This is a genomic window from Amnibacterium kyonggiense, from assembly GCF_004364555.1.
Lineage (GTDB): Bacteria > Actinomycetota > Actinomycetes > Actinomycetales > Microbacteriaceae > Amnibacterium > Amnibacterium kyonggiense.
Genome location: NZ_SOAM01000002.1, coordinates 777,093 through 793,464 on the forward strand (window position 1 = coordinate 777,093; position 16,372 = coordinate 793,464).

A 16,372-nucleotide genomic window follows, 5' to 3' on the forward strand; every position below is an offset into this window, starting at 1 on the left:
CCTCCTCGGTCGGTTCGGTGCGAGAAGCCTAGGCGCGGCCGAGGAGGCGCTCCCACCAGGTCCGGCGACGGGGCACGGGGATCGGCGCGGCCTCCCCGCGCACCGCCGCTTCGAGCGCGGGCAGGTCCACGGTCGTGATCAGCCGCAGGCGCTCCCGCAGCCGCCCCTCGTCCTCGACGCGCCCGACCGGGTCGCCGGAGACCGCGCGGCGGAGCGCGGCGTCGATCTCCTCCTGCGCGTCGTGCCGCGCCGCCTCGAGGAGGGCGGCGATCTGCGCCGGATCGTTCTCCCAGCGCAGCAGTCGTCGCGCGACGAGCCGGTAGACGCGGCGCCGCCGCTCGAGGTTGTCGGCATCGGAGGCGCGGTAGTCGTGCTCGTGCACGGCGCTGCCCCTGGTGAGCCGGGCGACCGGCTCCTCCTGCTCCATCCGCCGCGCGGAGGCCTCCGCCTCGACGCGCAGCCCGCCGAGCGCGAGCCGCACCTCGTCCGCCCACGCCTCCGGATCCACGGACCCCTGCGCCGTCACGGTGTCGACGATGATCCGGTTCTTCAGCCGCATGCGCGTCGCGTACTCGGCGAGCAGGAGCCCCTCGTCGGCCTCCTCCTCGACGGCGCGCCGGACGCGCACCGGACCGGTCAGGTCGTCGGCGGGCCGCTCGACCATCGCGCTCCCCCTCTCGTCGACGCCGCACGGAACGACGGTCGCGCGCGCTCCGCACTCCCTCGCCGCGCGGCGCCCCTCGATCCCCCGCCCCTCGATTCTCCACGCCGCAGCCGCAGGCCGACGTACGCTGCGGCGGTGACGACCGCGCTCAGCCCTCGGATCAGCGACTTCCTCCGGCGACCGAACCCCGCGGTCATGGCCACCCTGGCGAACGACGGCCGACCGGTCACGGTCGCGACCTGGTACCCCTCGAGGACGACGATCGGATCCTCGTGAACCTCGACGCCGAGCGCGTCCGGCTCGGGCACCTGCGGCGGGACCCGCGATTCGCGCTCGACGTGCTCGACGGGGCCGACTGGTACACGCACCTCGCCCTGCAGCTCGTCGGCATCGCCTTCACCGACGATGTCGGCCTCCGGGACATCGATGCGCTCTCCCGTCACTACGGCGGCAGCCCCTACGCGGACCGGGAGCGCCCTCGGGTGAGCGTGCGGGCGGAGATCCGCGGCCTGCACGCCAGGGGCGCGCTCCGCGAGGAGTAGGTCCTCCGGGATCCGGGACCGCCCTCGCTCCCCGGAACGAGAAGAACCCCTGCCGGGGCAGGGGTTCTGTCGGTGGGCGATACTGGGTTCGAACCAGTGACCTCTTCCGTGTCAGGGAAGCGCGCTACCACTGCGCCAATCGCCCGAGCGGAGCACCGGCTCCGTCGAGGTGGGGACGGGATTCGAACCCGCGTACACGGCTTTGCAGGCCGTTGCCTCGCCTCTCGGCCACCCCACCAGTGTTCAATCCACCATGCGGGTGGACCGTTCGGCCCGCCGGGGTCCGGCTGGTCCCACCGAGCGGATGACGAGATTCGAACTCGCGACCCTCACCTTGGCAAGGTGATGCGCTACCACTGCGCCACATCCGCATCGCCCCTCTCGGGGCGGGAACGACTGTAGCCGATCCCGGCGCCGGGTGCGAACCGACGACCCGCCCCCTCCGGGGGTCCCCGACCATCGATGGGAGAGGTCGCGCCTGTGGCATCATGGGACGCCGCGGGCGATTGGCGCAGTTGGTAGCGCGCTTCGTTCACACCGAAGAGGTCGTCGGTTCGAGTCCGGCATCGCCCACCACCGCGGAGGCGCCGATCCCACCAGGGAGCGGCGCCTTCGTCGTCCCGGCCCCGTGCTGGTCCACCACAGCGTGCTGCTCCGGATCCGTGCCGCTCCGCCCGGCGCTGAGCGGCGCGGATCCGGAGCACCATGCCGGAGGGACGCGGAACGCCCGCCCCGGCGGACCGGGACGGGCGTTCTGCGTGCGGGAGGCGTCTAGGCGCGGACGGTCTCGTCGCTCTCGTCGAAGACGTAGCTCTCCTCGCCGTGCACCGTGGTGTCGACGCCGGCGACCTCGTCCTCGCTCGTCACGCGGAAGCCGATCGTCTTCTGGATCAGCCAACCGAGCAGCGCGGCCGTGAAGAACGAGTAGACGGTGACCGCCGCGGCGCCGAGGAACTGCGCGCCGAGCTGCTTCAGCGAGCCCGTGTCGAGCAGGCCGATGCCGGTCCCGAAGATGCCGATGAAGAGCGTGCCGATCCAGCCGCCGACGAAGTGGATGCCCACGACGTCGAGCGAGTCGTCGAAGCCGAGGCGCCACTTCAGGTCGATCGCCACGGCGCAGACCGCACCGGTGAGGAGCCCGAGGACCATGCCCCAGAACGGCGTGAGGATGTTGCACGCGGGGGTGATGGCGACGAGGCCGGACACGGCGCCCGACGCGGCGCCGATCGAGGTGGCCTTGCCGTCCTTGATCTTCTCCACGATCAGCCAGCCGAGGGTCGCGGCGGCGGGAGCGGCGAGGGTGTTGATCCACGCGAGCGCTGCGATGCCGTCGACGGCGGCCTCGGAGCCGGCGTTGAAGCCGAACCAGCCGAACCAGAGCAGCGAGGCGCCGAGCAGGGTCAGCGGCACGTTGTGCGGCTTGACCATGCCCTTCGCGAAGCCGACCCGGCGACCGAGCACGATCGCCAGCGCCAGGCCCGCCGCGCCGGCGTTGATGTGGACCGCGGTCCCGCCGGCGAAGTCGTTCACGCCGAGGCCGAAGACGATCCAGCCGCCGTCGGTGAGGCCCTTGTCGCCGAGCGTGAAGTTGAACACCCAGCTGGCGACCGGGAAGTAGACGAGCGTCACCCAGAGGCCGGCGAAGACCATCCAGGCGCCGAACTTCGCGCGGTCGGCGATGGCGCCGGAGATCAGCGCGACCGTGATGATCGCGAAGGTCGCCTGGAAGCCGGCGAACGCGAGCGCGTTCAGGTCCGGACCGCCGTTCGCGCCGGAGGTGAGCTGCGGGATGAGCGCGAAGTTCGTGAACGGGTTGCCGATCACGTGCGGGATCACCCAGTCGTCGCCGCTGGTGAACGAGAACGAGTAGCCGTAGAGCACCCAGAGGACGGCCACGAGCGCGATGGCGCCGAAGCTCATCATCATCATGCTGATGACGCTCTTGGCCTTGACCATGCCGCCGTAGAAGAACGCGACGCCGGGGGTCATGAGGAGGACGAGGGCTGCGGCCACGAGGAGCCACAGCGAGTTCAGATCGACGGACGTCGCCGTGGCGGCGGCGTGCACAGTGGGGGCCATTGAGCCTGGGACCTCTCTTGTTCGTGCCGGGGAGGGCGGCTTCCGGTGCGCGGGCTGCTGCGAGCCCCCGCTGCTCGGCGGACGGCACGGGAATCCGCCCCCGAGTGTGTCGGAGGCACGTTTCACCGCCCGGCGCACCGTGTTTCTCGGGCGTTACAGATCGGGCTCCGATGTGAACAGCGTGTTTCGGGGCGCCCGGCACGGCCTCCCGGACCGCCGTCAGACGGGTGCGGCCCCGGCGTGGGTCATCGCCACCAGTCGCGAGATCGCCCGCAGGTACTTCTTCCGGTAGCCGCCCGCGAGCATGTCCTCGCCGAAGACGCGGTCGAGGGGCAGCCCGCCCGCGACGATGCGGACCTGGGCGTCGTACAGGCGGTCGACGAGCGCCACGAAGCGCAGCGCCTCCGTCTGCCCCGGCAGCGCGCGCACGTCGAGCAGCCCCGCCGTGCGGAGGCCGTCGACGAGCCCGACGTACCGGGCGGGGTGGACGGAGGCGAGGTGGTCGATCAGCCCGCCGAAGTCGTCGACGGTCGTCCCGGCCTCGTCCGGCAGCGCGACCACCGCGTCGTCGCCGGCGACGACGGCGGCCTCCGCCGCGTCGCGCCGCCGGTAGTCGAGCCCGCCGATCCGGATCGTCGTGAAGCGGTCGGCGAGGCCCTGGATCTCGCGGAGGAAGTCCGCGGCGGCGAACCGCCCCTCCCCCAGCGCGTTCGGGGGCGTGTTCGAGGTCGCGCCGATCCGCGTGCCGCCGGCGACGAGCTCGCCGAGGAAGCGCGACATGAGCATGGTGTCGCCCGGGTCGTCGAGCTCGAACTCGTCGATGGCGATGAGGCTGGCGCCCGACAGCAGCCGGACGGCCTCCTGGTACCCGAGCGCGCCGACGAGCGCGGTGTACTCGATGAATGTGCCGAAGTACTTCCGGCCGGGGGCGAGGTGCCAGAGCGCCGCGAGCAGGTGCGTCTTGCCGACGCCGAAGCCGCCGTCCAGGTAGAGGCCGGGCCGCTGCGGCGGCGCCTTCGGGCCGCGGCGGAACAGGCCGCCCGATCGCGGGCGGCCGGCGAACGACTCCACGAACGCGCGGACCGCCTCGACGGCCTCCGCCTGCGACGGGTGCTCCGGGTCCGGCCGGTAGTTCTCGAGCGTCGCGTCCGCGAACTGCCGGGGCGGCACGAGCGACGCGGCCATGCGCGCCGGGTCGACCTGCGGCACGACGTCGGCGAGGCGGCGGTGCGCCGTCACCGGTGCCACCGGGCGTCACAGAAGGGGGCTCGCGCCACGGGGTCACCTCAACTGCATAGGGTCGGATCCGCCGCCTGCACGGCGGTGGCAGCGTATCGCCGGGGTCTCGTGCCACCGGTGAGCATCCCGAGGAGGCACCATGACGGCAGACGACGACGCTCGGTTCGGTGCGTACGCGCACCCGGAGCGGCTCGTGTCGACGGACTGGCTGGCGGAGCACCTCGGCGACGAGGGCCTCGTGGTCGTCGAGTCGGACGAGGACGTGCTGCTCTACGAGACCGGCCACATCCCCGGCGCGGTCAAGGTCGACTGGCACCTCGACCTCAACGACCCCGTCACCCGCGACTACATCGACGGCGAGGCGTTCGCCGCCCTGTTCGGCCGGCTCGGCATCGCGCGCGACGCGACGGTCGTCGTCTACGGCGACAAGAGCAACTGGTGGGCCGCGTACGCGCTCTGGGTCTTCACCCTCTTCGGCCACGAGGACGTCCGGCTCCTCGATGGCGGCCGGGCGAAGTGGATCGTGGAGGATCGGCCGCTGACGCGGGAGGCGCCCGAGCGCACCCCGGTCGAGTACCCGGTCGTCGAGCGCGACGACTCGGGCGTCCGCGCGTTCCGCGAGGACGTGCTCGCCCACTTCGGCTCGCCCCTCATCGACGTCCGCAGCCCGCTCGAGTACTCGGGCGAGCGCACCACGGCGCCCGAGTACCCGGAGGAGTCCGCGCTGCGGGCCGGGCACATCCCGACCGCGCAGAACGTCCCGTGGGCGAAGGCGGCGGCGGAGGACAGCACCTTCCGGTCGCGCGCGGAGCTCGAGGCGATCTACCAGGACGGCGCGGGCCTCCGGCCCGGCGACGACGTGATCGCGTACTGCCGGATCGGCGAGCGCTCGAGCCACACCTGGTTCGTGCTGACGCACCTGCTCGGCTACGAGGGCGTGCGGAACTACGACGGATCCTGGACGGAGTGGGGCAGCGCGGTCCGCGTGCCGATCGTGCAGGGCGAGCAGCCCGGCGACGCACCTGCCACGCTGAGGGGATGACCGACCAGCTCGACGCCATCCGCGAGGAGTTCCTCGCCGTGGAGCCCCGCGAGCGCCTGCTCCTCCTCCTCGAGTACGCCGACGACCTTCCGGCCCTGCCGGAGCGGTTCGGCGACTCCCCCGACCTGCTCGAGCGGGTGCCGGAGTGCCAGGCGCCCGTCTTCGTGAAGGCCGAGGTGGAGGACGGGGCCGTCCACGTCCACGCGACCGCACCGGCCGAGGCGCCGACGACGCGCGGGTTCGCGTCGGTGCTCGCGCACGGGCTCGACGGGCTGACCCGGGAGGAGGCGCTCGCCGTCCCCGACGACTTCCCGGACACGCTCGGGCTGACCGCCGCGGTGTCGCCGCTGCGCCTCCGCGGCATGCACGGGCTGCTGCAGCGCATCAAGCGGCAGCTGCGGGAGGCGTGAGCGTGCCGGTCGTCGACGCGCTGCTGCCGACGCCGGGCGAGCGGGTCGAGCTCGACCGCGACGCGCTCCGGGCGTGGCTGCGCGAGCGCTACGCGCTGCCGTACAGCGCGTTCGTGCGGGTGAACCTCGTCGCGGCGCTCGGCGGCCAGACCACCGCGTCCGACGGCACGTCCGACGGGCTCACCGGCGGCATCGACCGGCTCCTGCTCGCGGAGCTGCGCCGCTCCGCCGACGTCGTGCTCGTCGGCGCGGGGACGCTGCGCGCCGAGCGGCTGGCGCTGCCGAAGACGGCGGCGCTCGCCGTGGCGACCCGTCGGGGCGACCTCGACCCCGCGACCCTCCCCGCCCCGGCCGCGGACGGCCGTCGCGCGATCGTGCTCTGCTCGGACCGCGTCGCGCCCGCGCTCCGCGCCCGGGTCGGCGACCGCGCCACGGTCCGCGTCGTCGACGGCGACCCGAGCAGGACGCCGTCCGTGCTGATCGAGGCGCTCGTCGCGGACGGCATGCCCCGGATCGTCTGCGAGGGCGGCGCGGAGCTGGCGGGGCGGCTCGTGACGGCGGGCGTCGTCGACGAGCTCGACCTCACCACGGCGCCGGCGCTCGCGGGCGGCGGCCCGGCGCTCAGAGCGCTGGGCGGGCCCTGGACGCTCGTCGGCCTTCTGCACGACGAGACGGACCGGCTGTACGCGCGCTGGCGGTCTCCGGCGCGCTGACCCGGTCGAGCGCGGGGAGGTCGTCGGCGAGCCACGCGGTGACCGCGCCCTCCCACCGCTCCGGATCCCGGTTCCAGAGCCGCGTGTGCCGCGCGCCCTGGAAGGTCACGAGGCGGACGAGGTCGGGCCGCGCGTCGGCGAAGCGGTGGGCGACCTCCGGCGGCGCGACGCCGTCGTCCTCGCTCTGCAGCACGAGGACCGGTACCTCGAGCTCCGCCGGGTCGGCGGTGACCGAGGGATCCACGTCGAGGCCGTGCGCCCCGACCAGGCGGCCCCACGGGCCCCTCAGCAGCGAGAGCGCGCCGCGGCGGACCGGCTCGGGCACCCCCGCGCCCCGGGCGAGCAGCGCCTGGGCGCCGTCGAGGACCGGCGAGTCGAGCACGACCCCGCGGATCACCTCCCGCACGCGGGACCGGTGCGCCGTCGCGAGCACGATCGAGGCGCCGGACGACCAGCCGACGAGCACGACCTCCGTCGCCCCCTCGTCGAGCGCGTGGAGGATCGCGGACTCGACGTCCACCCACTCCGCGTCGGTGACCGCGTACCGGGAGGTGTCGCCCGCGGGCGCCTCGCCGTCGCCGCGGTACGCGGGCAGCAGGACGCTCCAGCCCGCGGCGACGAGCGCCGGGATCGCGCGGAGCGCCTCCTGGCGCACCGACGCGCGCCCGTGCACGAGCACCGCCCACCGCTTCACGTCGCCCACCGACACGACCCACGCAGGCACCGCGCCCTGCGTCGTCTGCACCCGCTCGGACCGGAACGGCACGCCGAACGCGTCGGGCGAGAGCCACATCCACCCGTTGAAGCGCCCCTCGCGCGCCGCGGTGAGGTCGCCGGTGTCCACGCCCTGCAGCTCACGGAGGACCCCGTCGCCGTCGATGCCGATGATCGGGCCGACCCGGGCGTGCCCGCGGCCCTCCGCGAACCAGAAGCTGTAGCGGCCGGGCAGCAGCGACTCGGGGGTCGCGCCGAACCGGATCGTGCCGCTCGCGAGGTCGACGCCGCGCACCGGGGTCGCGCGCTGCTGGCGGGGCGTCGCCATGCGCCGCGCGGTGCGGGCCGTCAGCGCGCCGGTCGCGACGGCGCCGGCGGCGACGACACCGGCCGCGAGCACGCCGCGGACGGGATCGAGGCGGCCTGCCATCGCGTCCTCCGTCCGTCCGGTGCTGCGCAGTCCGTGCATGGTATTGGTGCGGTCGTGCGCTGGGAGGTCCGCGTGCCGAGGGAGCCGGGGGCGGAGACGGCCCTAGTCTGATCGCGTGCCGGGTGCGATGTCGGCGCCCTTCGAAGCGGCGCGGGAGTCGATCGCCGCCGCGCGCGTGCGCAACGACCTCATCGTCTCGGAGATCCCGTCGCCCACGAAGGTCGCGCCCTTCTCGCTCGCTCTGGCGGGTGACGTGCGGCAGAAGGTCCACGGCGAGGACTCGGAGCTCGGCACCGGACGCTTCATCCTCCTCCACGACCCCGCGGGGCAGGATGCCTGGGACGGCGACTTCCGCGTGGTGTGCTTCGCGCAGGCGCCGCTCGAGACCGACATCGGCACCGACCCGTTCCTCGCCGAGGTGACCTGGTCCTGGCTCACGGACGCCCTCGAGGTGCGCGGGGCCGAGTACACGGCCGCCTCGGGCACCGCGACGACCATCGTCTCCTCCGGCTTCGGCGAACTCGCGAGCCAGGGCACCGGCGCGAAGGTCGAGCTGCGCGCCTCCTGGACGCCGACCGACCTGGACCTCGGCAAGCATGTGGAAGGCTGGAGCGAGTTGCTGTGCATGCTCGCCGGTCTTCCGCCGGCGGCCGAGGGAGTGAGTGTGTTGTCCGCACGACGAGCAGGGCGTGACTGACCCGGCCGAACCGGCCCCGCTGCCCGACGCGACGCCGGCCCAGCCGGTCGAGGTCGTCGCGGACCCGGACGCCTACCGGGACGCCGTTCGGCGCATCGTGGCCGGGAGCGGCCCCATCGCCGTCGACGCGGAGCGCGCGAGCGGCTTCCGGTACTCGCAGCGCGCCTACCTGATCCAGCTGTTCCGTCGCGGCTCGGGCACGGTGCTGCTCGACCCGATCGCGTTCGACGACCTCTCCGAGCTCGCCGAGGCCATGCGCGGCGCGGAATGGGTGCTGCACGCGGCGAGCCAGGACCTCCCCTGCCTCCTCGAGGTCGGGCTCGTCCCGGACCGGATCTTCGACACCGAGCTCGGCGCCCGCCTGCTCGGGTTCGAGCGGGTCGGGCTCGGGGCGGTCGTCGAGCGGCTGCTCGGGCTCCACCTCGCCAAGGAGCACTCCGCCGCCGACTGGTCGACCCGCCCGCTGCCGACCCCGTGGCTCGTCTACGCCGCGCTCGACGTCGAGCTGCTGCTCGACGTGCGCGACGCGGAGGAGGCGCTGCTCGTCGAGCAGGACAAGACGGAGATCGCCCGCCAGGAGTTCGAATCCGTGCGGACCCGCGAGGCGAAGCCGGCCCCCGCCGAGCCGTGGCGGCGCCTCTCGGGCGTCCACGCCGTCCGCGGCGCGCGGAACCTCGCGGTCGCCCGGTCGCTGTGGCAGGCGCGCGACGCCTATGCGCGGCAGATCGACGCGGCGCCCGGGCGGCTCGTGCCGGACGCGTCCCTCGTCGCCGTCGCCCGCACGCCGCCCGGCTCGAAGCGGGAGCTCGCCGGCATGCGCAGCTTCAGCGGCCGTGCGAGCCGGTCCGAGATCGATCGCTGGTGGGCGGCCGTCGAGGCCGGCCTCGCCGCGGAGGACCTCCCCTCGACCCGCGTGCAGTCCGATGCGCTGCCGCCGCCCCGCGCCTGGAGCGACCGCAACCCGGAGGCGGACCGTCGGCTCAAGGCCGCCCGGCCCGCGGTCGCGGCGATCGCCGAGGCCATGGCGCTCCCGGCCGAGAATCTCCTGCCTCCCGAGGCGCTCCGTCGCGTCGCGTGGGAGCCGCCGCAGCCCGCGACGGCCGAGGCGATCGCCGAGGTGCTCGAGCAGCACGCCGCGCGACCCTGGCAGGTCGTGGCCACGGCACAAGCGATCGCCGATGCCTTTGTGCGGGCCGCACAAGCGCCCGCCGAGACGGACGGATCGCCCTCGTAGGTCTCCTGCAGCCGATTCGGTCCAGGCCGAGCGCCGGAGAATGATTCCGGAGGCCCGTTCCGAAGGGGCCGCGTGAGGAGTCGATCAGGCGTGACGGAGCGCAGCGAGGTCGTGTTCGTCGACGGGGTGCGGACCCCGTTCGGACGGGCCGGCGAGAAGGGCATGTACTGGGGGACGCGGGCCGACGACCTCGTCGTGAAGGCGATGGTCGGGCTGCTCGAGCGCAACCCGCAGCTCCCGAAGGATCGCGTGGACGACGTGGCGATCGCCGCGACCACGCAGCAGGGCGACCAGGGCCTCACCCTCGGCCGCACGACGGCGCTGCTCGCGGGCCTCCCCCGCACCGTGCCGGGCTACGCGATCGATCGCATGTGCGCGGGCGCGATGACGAGCGTGACCACGGTCGCCGGTGCCATCGCGTTCGGGGCGTACGACGTCGCGATCGCGGGCGGCGTCGAGCACATGGGTCACCACCCGATGGGCTTCGACGCGGACCCCAACCCGCGCTTCGTCAGCGAGCGGCTCGTCGGCTCCGACGCCCTCGTCATGGGCGCGACGGCCGAGCGAATCCACGACCGCTTCCCGCTCCTGACGAAGGAGCGCGCCGACCGGTTCGCGATGCGCTCCCAGCAGAAGGCCGCGGCCGCCTACGACGCGGGCGAGATCCAGCCGGACCTCGTCCCCGTCGCGACCCGCTCCGCCGAGGGCTGGGGCCTCGCCACGCGCGACGAGGTGATGCGGCCGGAGACGACGATGGAGGGCCTCGCCGCCCTGCGCACGCCGTTCCGTCCGCACGGCAACGTGACGGCGGGCAACGCCGCCGGCCTCAACGACGGCGCGACGGCGTCCCTCATCGCGAGCGAGGAGGCCGCGAAGGCGCTCGGGCTGCCGGTCAAGATGCGGCTCGTCAGCTTCGCGTTCGCCGGCGTCGAGCCCGAGGTGATGGGCCTCGGCCCGGTGCCGAGCACCGAGAAGGCGCTCGTCAAGGCGGGCCTCACGATCGACGACATCGGCCTGTTCGAGCTGAACGAGGCGTTCGCCGTGCAGGTGCTCAGCCTCCTCGACCACTTCGGCATCGACGACGAGGACCCGCGGGTGAACCCGTGGGGCGGCGCGATCGCCTTCGGGCACCCGCTCGCGTCGTCCGGCGTCCGGCTGATGATCCAGCTGGCCCGGCAGTTCGAGCAGCACCCGGAGGTCCGCTACGGCCTCACCGCGATGTGCATCGGGCTCGGCCAGGGCGGCAGCGTGATCTGGGAGAACCCGCACTTCGACCGCAGGGCTGCCAAGAAGGCGAGCGCCGTGAAGGCAGCGAAGGGAAGCGGCAAGTGACCGACCTCCAGGAGGCGCCCGTCGACCTCGTCGCCCTCGCGGCCGACGAGGTCGTGACCGAGGCGTACGCCCGCGACCTGCCGCTGCCCGACGGCGGCGTCCTCGTGCTCGTCACGCTCGACAACGGGCGCGACCACACCCGGCCGAACACCTTCGGGCCGAGGAGCCTCGTCGCGCTCGAGACGGTGCTGCTCGCGCAGCGGGAGCGCGCCGCCCGCGGGGAGATCGCGGGCCTCGCGGTCACCGGCAAGCCGTTCATCCTCGCCGCCGGCGCGGACCTGAGCCAGGCGAGCAGGATCCCGTCGCGGGCAGCGGCCCTCGAGCTCGCGCGGCTCGGCCACCGGGTGCTCGGCCGCCTCGGCGAGTTCCCGGTGCCGACGTTCGTGTTCATCAACGGGCTCGCCCTCGGCGGAGGCCTCGAGCTGCCGCTGAACGCGGACTACCGGACGATCGACGCGAGCGCCCCCGCCGTCGCGTTCCCCGAGGTGTTCCTCGGCATCGTCCCCGGCTGGGGCGGATCGACGATCCTCCCGAACCTCATCGGCATCGAGGCGGCCCTCAAGGTCATCGTCGAGAACCCGCTGAAGCAGAACCGGACGCTGACCGCGCAGCAGGCGTTCGACCTCGGCATCGCCGACGCGATCTTCCCGTCCGCGGTGTTCCTCGAGCGCTCGGTCGCGTGGGCGGCCGACGTCATCGCCGGCCGCACGAAGGTCGAGCGCTCGCACGCGCCCGGGCGCCTCGAGCGCGCCGTCAAGTGGGACGTCGCGATCCGCATCGCCCGCAGGAGCCTCGAGTCGAAGATCGGCACGGTGCCGAAGTCGCCGTACGCCGCGCTCGACCTCCTGGCGGGCGCGAAGAGGGCGACGGACCGGGCGGGCGTGCTCGCCGGGTTCCGGGCCGAGGACGAGGCGCTCGCCGATCTGCTCGCGGGCGACCAGGGGGCGGCGTCGCTGTACGCGTTCGACCTCGTGAACCGCCGCGCGAAGCGACCGGCCGGGGCGCCCGACAAGGCGCTCGCGCGGAAGGTGACGAAGGTCGGCGTGATCGGCGCCGGCCTGATGGCGAGCCAGTTCGCGCTCCTGTTCGCGCGGCGGCTCAAGGTGCCGGTGCTCATCACCGACCTCGACCAGGCGCGCGTCGACGCGGGCGTCGAGCGCATCCGCGGCGAGATCCAGAAGCTCGCGGACCGCGGCCGGGTCAACCCGGACGAGGCGAACCGGCTGCGCGCCACCATCTCCGGCACGACGGACCTCGCCGACTACGCGAACTGCGACTGGGTCATCGAGGCCGTCTTCGAGGACCTCGGCGTGAAGCGGCAGGTGTTCGCGAACGTCGAGCCGCACCTCTCCCCCGAGGCAGTGCTCGCGACGAACACGTCCTCCCTCTCGGTCGACGACATCGGCGCCGAGCTCGCGCACCCGGAGCGGCTCGTCGGCTTCCACTTCTTCAACCCCGTCGCGGTGATGCCGCTGGTCGAGGTCGTGAACGCGTCGAAGACGGACGAGGCGACGCTCTCGACCGCGATGGTCGTGGCGAAGAACCTGCGGAAGAACGCGGTCATCACGAAGGACGCCCCCGGCTTCGTCGTGAACCGGGTGCTCGCGAAGGTGCTCGGCGAGGCGATGCACGCGGTCGACACCGGCACGCCGTTCGAGGTCGTCGACCACGCGCTCGACCCGTTCGGGCTGCCGATGACGCCCTTCGAGCTGCTCGACCTCGTCGGGCTGCAGGTCGGCGCGCACGTGCTCGACACGCATCACGCGGCCTTCCCGGACCGGTTCTTCGACTCCGCGAACCTCCACGCGCTCGCGGACGCGGGCGTGCTGCTGGACAAGGACGACAAGGGCGCGGTGAAGGGCTTCGACAAGCGGGCCCTCGCGATCGTGAAGAAGTCGCTGCCGAAGCAGACGTCGCCGATGACGGCGGAGGAGTTCCGCGTCCGCGTGGAGGACGGCCTCGCCGACGAGATCCATCGGATGCTCGAGGACGGCGTCGTCGCGGCAGCGGAGGACATCGACCTCTGCCTCATCCTCGGCGCGGGCTACCCGTTCCAGGCGGGCGGCATCACGCCGTACCTGGACCGCAGCGGCGCCTCGGAGCGCGCCTTCGGCGGCACCTTCCACACCCCGAGGATCGCCGGCCCCGCGAACCGCTGACCCGGACTGCGTCGACCCGGACGAGGAGGTTCACGGATACGGAGGTGCGGCGGCGCTTCGCGCCGCCGCACCTCCGTATCCGTGAACCGAAGCCGTCAGAGCACTGCGAGCGCCGCCTCGATCTCGTCGAGGATCGCCTCGATGTCGTGCAGGATCCGGTCGTAGCCGAACCGCAGGACGACGTAGCCGAGCGCTCGCAGCTCCGCGTCTCGGATCCTGTCCTGCTCGGAGTCGTGGAACGCCGCACCGTCGGCCTCGACGACGAGTCGTCCGCGCACGAGGAAGTCGACGCGGTGCGCCGGGTCTACCTGCACCTGCAGCCGAACCGGCCCGATCCCGCGACGGAGCATCGCGAGCCGAAGCAGCGACTCGATGGGGCTCTCCGAGGCGGCGTCGGCCGCGTCGAGCGCGTGACGGAGCCGACGAGGCAGGAGGGCCGCGAGACGACTGCGATCGTACTCATCGAGCAGCGGTGCGCCGTCCCGAGCGCCCTCATGGCGGCATCGAGCGCCGCGACGAACCAGTCGAACGGAACACATCCGCTCAGGAGCAGCAGCGTGTCGACGATGCTCGTCCGGCCGCCGACCGGCGCATCGACCAGGCCGCCCCAGTGCAGCTCGAGTCGTTCGTCGTCGTGCACGGAGTCGAGCACCCAGCGGCGGTCCCTGCTGTGCCGCAGGTGGCTCGCGTGCGCTTCCACTGCGACGTGGATCGACCGCTTCGTCGACGGCGGCGTCGGCAGCCCCATCGCGTCCGCCGAGGAGACGCAGGCAGCCGCGCCGCCTACACCGACCGCCCGCTTGACCTGCCACGGTGAGTCGGGGTCGACGAACCACCCGATCCGCGGCCGCTCGATCACTCCACGACCGTGCAGGAGCCCGACCTGCTTCCGCGTGATCCCAGCGGCGTCGAAGGCGCTGATGTGCGCGACGCCCCCGCTCTGCGCCAGGACGGCGCGAGCACGCGCATCGAGTTCGGACCAGTCGCGGTGGCGAGACATGCCGAGCAGCGTGACGGCCGGTCCCACCTCGAGCGCGGCCGCCGACCAACCGCCCTCGCATCGCGTCCTGTGGAGGAGGCGATCTCCACCCGCAGAGTTCACGGATACGGAGATCCGGGGGCGCTTCGCGCCGCCGGATCTCCGTATCCGTGAACTCGAACTGCCGGAAGGGGGTCAGGAGGGAAGGTCAGGTGCGGGTGCGGGTCCTCGTGGGGGCCGGCCTCGCCGCCGGGAGCTTCGTGCCCGCCAGCTGGCCCTGGATGTCGGCGGCGATGCGGTCGGCCGCGAGACCGCTCTCCGCGAGGATCTCCCCGCGCTCCGCGTGCGGCAGGAACGCGTCCGGGAGGCCGACCTCGTTCAGCGCCGTGTCCACGCCCGCAGCGCGCATGTCCTGCCGCAGCCGCGTCCCGACCCCGCCGACGCGCACGCCGTCCTCGATGGTCACGACGAGGCGGTGCCGCGCCGCGAGGTCGATCAGGCTCGGCGCGATCGGCACGGCCCACCGCGGGTCGACGACGGTCACGTCGATCCCCTGCTCGGCGAGCAGGCGCGCGACCTCGAGGCCCTGCGCCGCCATCACGCCGATCGCGACGACGAGGACGTCGGCGCCCTCGCCGCGCGCGAGCACGTCCACGCCGTCGTCGAGCCGCTCGAGCGCCGGGATGTCGACCGGCACCGTGCCCTTCGGGAGGCGCAGCACGGTCGGCGCGTCGTCGACGGCGATCGCCTCCGCGAGCTCCTCCGCGAGCGTCGCGCCGTCGCGCGGGGAGGCGATCCGCATGCCCGGCACGATCTGCAGCATCGCGAGGTCCCACATGCCGTGGTGGCTCGGCCCGTCCGGCCCGGTGATCCCGGCCCGGTGCAGCACGAAGGTCACGCCGGCCCGGTGCAGGGCGACGTCCATCAGCACCTGGTCGAGCGCGCGCCCCATGAACGTCGCGTAGACGGCGAAGACGGGGTGGAGGCCGCCGAACGCGAGGCCGGCGGCGGAGGTCACCGCGTGCTGCTCGGCGATGCCCACGTCGATGACGCGCCGCGGGAACCGCTCGGCGAGCGGGGCGAGCCCGACCGGGCGGAGCATCGCCGCCGTGACGCCGATGATGCGGGTGTCTCGCTCGGCGAGCCCGACCAGATCGGCGCCGAACACGTCGGCCCAGTCGCGCGCGGGTGTCGCCGCGGCGAGCGGTGCGCCCGTCTCCGGATCGATGACGCCGACGGCGTGGAACCGGTCCGCCTCGTCCGCGCGGGCCGGCGCGTAGCCGCGGCCCTTCTGCGTGATCACGTGGACGAGCACCGGCAGCTCGTAGTTCCTCGCCTGCCGGAGGGCGTTCTCGACGGCCGCCTCGTCGTGGCCGTCGATCGGGCCGAGGTACTTGATGTCGAGGTTCGAGTACATCCGCTCGTTGTTCACGAATCGGGCGAGGAAGCCGTGCATCGCGCCGCGCGTGCCGCGGTAGATCGCGCGGCCGGGTGCGCCGAAGCGGTCGAACAGCTGCTTCGACCCCTTCTGCATGTCGCGGTAGGTGCGCCGGGTGCGGACGTCGTTCAGGTAGCGCGCCATCCCGCCGATGGTCGGCGCGTAGGAGCGTCCGTTGTCGTTCACGACGATGACGAGGCGGCGGTTGTTGTCGTCGCTGATGTTGTTCAGCGCCTCCCACGTCATCCCGCCCGTGAGCGCGCCGTCGCCGACGACCGCGACGACGTGCCGGTCCGTCTCCCCCGTCACCTGGAACGCGCGCGAGATGCCGTCCGCCCAGGACAGGGAGCTGGAGGCGTGGGAGCTCTCCACGATGTCGTGGACGCTCTCCGCGCGGTCCGGGTAGCCGGAGAGCCCGCCCCGTTTGCGGAGCCGCGAGAAGTCCTGCCGCCCGGTGAGCAGCTTGTGGACGTAGGTCTGGTGCCCGGTGTCCCAGACGATCGCGTCCTTCGGCGAGTCGAAGACGCGGTGGATCGCGATCGTCAGCTCGACGACCCCGAGGTTCGGGCCGAGGTGGCCGCCGGTGCGCGAGACGTGCTCGATGAGGAACGCGCGGATCTCCCCCGCGAGCGCGTCGAGCTGCTCGTGCGAGAGCCGGCGCAGATCCTTCGGGGTCCGGATGGTCTCGAGCAGGCTCATC

General features: G+C 73.4%; 16 protein-coding genes and 4 tRNA genes. 10 read left to right on the top strand and 10 right to left on the bottom strand.

Translation table 11 applies throughout. From position 1 onward, the window contains the following. Positions 1-28: 28 nt before the first annotated feature. On the bottom strand, positions 29-664 hold the full coding sequence (locus CLV52_RS12040) for a hypothetical protein (protein WP_133766565.1): 636 nt from the start codon (positions 662-664) through the stop codon (positions 29-31). Between the two features lie 135 nt (positions 665-799). On the opposite strand from CLV52_RS12040, the gene CLV52_RS18930 reads away from it, so the two are divergent. Beyond that, positions 800-940, top strand: coding sequence for a pyridoxamine 5'-phosphate oxidase family protein (locus tag CLV52_RS18930; RefSeq protein WP_246018100.1), 141 nt, complete (start codon positions 800-802; stop codon positions 938-940). After that, a complete protein-coding gene (locus CLV52_RS12045) occupies positions 937-1,206 on the top strand; it encodes a pyridoxamine 5'-phosphate oxidase family protein (RefSeq protein WP_246018101.1) in 270 nt (89 codons plus the stop codon). The genes CLV52_RS18930 and CLV52_RS12045 overlap by 4 nt, the downstream gene beginning before the upstream one ends. Before the next feature lie 73 nt (positions 1,207-1,279). On the opposite strand, the gene CLV52_RS12050 is transcribed toward CLV52_RS12045, so the two are convergent. From CLV52_RS12050 to CLV52_RS12060, 3 genes are all read right to left on the bottom strand, one after another. Next, a tRNA-Val gene (locus CLV52_RS12050) sits at positions 1,280-1,351 on the bottom strand. A 22-nt stretch (positions 1,352-1,373) separates the two neighbouring features. Beyond that, positions 1,374-1,444, bottom strand: a tRNA-Cys gene (locus CLV52_RS12055). A 61-nt stretch (positions 1,445-1,505) separates the two neighbouring features. Next, positions 1,506-1,577, bottom strand: a tRNA-Gly gene (locus CLV52_RS12060). 129 nt (positions 1,578-1,706) lie between these two features. Here CLV52_RS12060 and CLV52_RS12065 point away from each other — a divergent pair. Continuing rightward, positions 1,707-1,782 (top strand) — tRNA-Val (locus CLV52_RS12065). 195 nt (positions 1,783-1,977) lie between these two features. Here the strand turns inward: CLV52_RS12065 and CLV52_RS12070 are convergent. Both CLV52_RS12070 and zapE read right to left on the bottom strand, forming a co-directional pair. Beyond that, on the bottom strand, positions 1,978-3,285 hold the full coding sequence (locus CLV52_RS12070; RefSeq protein ID WP_133766566.1) for an ammonium transporter: 1,308 nt from the start codon (positions 3,283-3,285) through the stop codon (positions 1,978-1,980). A 219-nt stretch (positions 3,286-3,504) separates the two neighbouring features. Continuing rightward, a complete protein-coding gene (gene zapE, locus CLV52_RS12075) occupies positions 3,505-4,470 on the bottom strand; it encodes a cell division protein ZapE (protein WP_133766818.1) in 966 nt (321 codons plus the stop codon). Positions 4,471-4,663: 193 nt separating this feature from the next. On the opposite strand from zapE, the gene CLV52_RS12080 reads away from it, so the two are divergent. Genes CLV52_RS12080 through CLV52_RS12090 form a run of 3 tightly spaced genes read left to right on the top strand, consistent with a single transcriptional unit; the run spans position 4,664 to position 6,689 of the window. Then, positions 4,664-5,566, top strand: a complete 903-nt coding sequence (locus tag CLV52_RS12080; protein WP_133766567.1) for a sulfurtransferase — start codon at positions 4,664-4,666, stop codon at positions 5,564-5,566. After that, positions 5,563-5,976, top strand: a complete 414-nt coding sequence (locus tag CLV52_RS12085; RefSeq protein ID WP_133766568.1) for a SufE family protein — start codon at positions 5,563-5,565, stop codon at positions 5,974-5,976. The genes CLV52_RS12080 and CLV52_RS12085 overlap by 4 nt, the downstream gene beginning before the upstream one ends. Before the next feature lie 2 nt (positions 5,977-5,978). Continuing rightward, positions 5,979-6,689: a dihydrofolate reductase family protein gene (locus CLV52_RS12090; protein WP_162850833.1), complete on the top strand. Its 711-nt coding sequence runs from the start codon at positions 5,979-5,981 to the stop codon at positions 6,687-6,689. Here the strand turns inward: CLV52_RS12090 and CLV52_RS12095 are convergent. Beyond that, the gene (locus CLV52_RS12095) at positions 6,598-7,833 is read right to left on the bottom strand and encodes an alpha/beta hydrolase (RefSeq protein ID WP_133766570.1); all 1,236 of its coding nucleotides are present in this window, start codon (positions 7,831-7,833) and stop codon (positions 6,598-6,600) included. The genes CLV52_RS12090 and CLV52_RS12095 overlap by 92 nt on opposite strands. Before the next feature lie 127 nt (positions 7,834-7,960). Here CLV52_RS12095 and CLV52_RS12100 point away from each other — a divergent pair, with 127 nt between their 5' ends. From CLV52_RS12100 to CLV52_RS12115, 4 genes are all read left to right on the top strand, one after another. Next, complete coding sequence (locus CLV52_RS12100) at positions 7,961-8,530, top strand: DUF3000 domain-containing protein (RefSeq protein WP_133766819.1); 570 nt, start codon at positions 7,961-7,963, stop codon at positions 8,528-8,530. Further along, positions 8,523-9,764, top strand: a complete 1,242-nt coding sequence (locus CLV52_RS12105; protein WP_211342683.1) for an HRDC domain-containing protein — start codon at positions 8,523-8,525, stop codon at positions 9,762-9,764. The genes CLV52_RS12100 and CLV52_RS12105 overlap by 8 nt, the downstream gene beginning before the upstream one ends. A 90-nt stretch (positions 9,765-9,854) precedes the next feature. After that, positions 9,855-11,096, top strand: coding sequence for a thiolase family protein (locus tag CLV52_RS12110; protein ID WP_133766571.1), 1,242 nt, complete (start codon positions 9,855-9,857; stop codon positions 11,094-11,096). Beyond that, positions 11,093-13,255: a 3-hydroxyacyl-CoA dehydrogenase NAD-binding domain-containing protein gene (locus CLV52_RS12115; RefSeq protein ID WP_133766572.1), complete on the top strand. Its 2,163-nt coding sequence runs from the start codon at positions 11,093-11,095 to the stop codon at positions 13,253-13,255. Before CLV52_RS12110 ends, CLV52_RS12115 begins: the two co-directional genes overlap by 4 nt. Before the next feature lie 95 nt (positions 13,256-13,350). On the opposite strand, the gene CLV52_RS18460 is transcribed toward CLV52_RS12115, so the two are convergent. From CLV52_RS18460 to dxs, 3 genes are all read right to left on the bottom strand, one after another. Continuing rightward, positions 13,351-13,569: an endonuclease domain-containing protein gene (locus CLV52_RS18460; protein ID WP_162850834.1), complete on the bottom strand. Its 219-nt coding sequence runs from the start codon at positions 13,567-13,569 to the stop codon at positions 13,351-13,353. Then, positions 13,560-14,255 (bottom strand): hypothetical protein, encoded by a 696-nt coding sequence (locus CLV52_RS18465; RefSeq protein ID WP_162850835.1) that lies wholly within the window; start codon positions 14,253-14,255, stop codon positions 13,560-13,562. Before CLV52_RS18465 ends, CLV52_RS18460 begins: the two co-directional genes overlap by 10 nt. 187 nt (positions 14,256-14,442) lie before the next feature. Further along, positions 14,443-16,371: a 1-deoxy-D-xylulose-5-phosphate synthase gene (dxs, locus tag CLV52_RS12125; RefSeq protein ID WP_133766574.1), complete on the bottom strand. Its 1,929-nt coding sequence runs from the start codon at positions 16,369-16,371 to the stop codon at positions 14,443-14,445. Between the last annotated feature and the right edge of the window lies 1 nt (position 16,372).

Coding starts and splice junctions, on each gene's coding strand:
- CLV52_RS12100 (WP_133766819.1), top strand. CDS start 7,961: ATGTCGGCGCCCTTCGAAGCGGCGCGGGAGTCGATCGCCGCCGCGCGC.
- CLV52_RS12095 (WP_133766570.1), bottom strand. CDS start 7,833: ATGGCAGGCCGCCTCGATCCCGTCCGCGGCGTGCTCGCGGCCGGTGTC.
- CLV52_RS12070 (WP_133766566.1), bottom strand. CDS start 3,285: ATGGCCCCCACTGTGCACGCCGCCGCCACGGCGACGTCCGTCGATCTG.
- CLV52_RS12085 (WP_133766568.1), top strand. CDS start 5,563: ATGACCGACCAGCTCGACGCCATCCGCGAGGAGTTCCTCGCCGTGGAG.
- CLV52_RS12040 (WP_133766565.1), bottom strand. CDS start 664: ATGGTCGAGCGGCCCGCCGACGACCTGACCGGTCCGGTGCGCGTCCGG.
- zapE (WP_133766818.1), bottom strand. CDS start 4,470: ATGGCCGCGTCGCTCGTGCCGCCCCGGCAGTTCGCGGACGCGACGCTC.
- dxs (WP_133766574.1), bottom strand. CDS start 16,371: ATGAGCCTGCTCGAGACCATCCGGACCCCGAAGGATCTGCGCCGGCTC.
- CLV52_RS18465 (WP_162850835.1), bottom strand. CDS start 14,255: ATGTCTCGCCACCGCGACTGGTCCGAACTCGATGCGCGTGCTCGCGCC.
- CLV52_RS12080 (WP_133766567.1), top strand. CDS start 4,664: ATGACGGCAGACGACGACGCTCGGTTCGGTGCGTACGCGCACCCGGAG.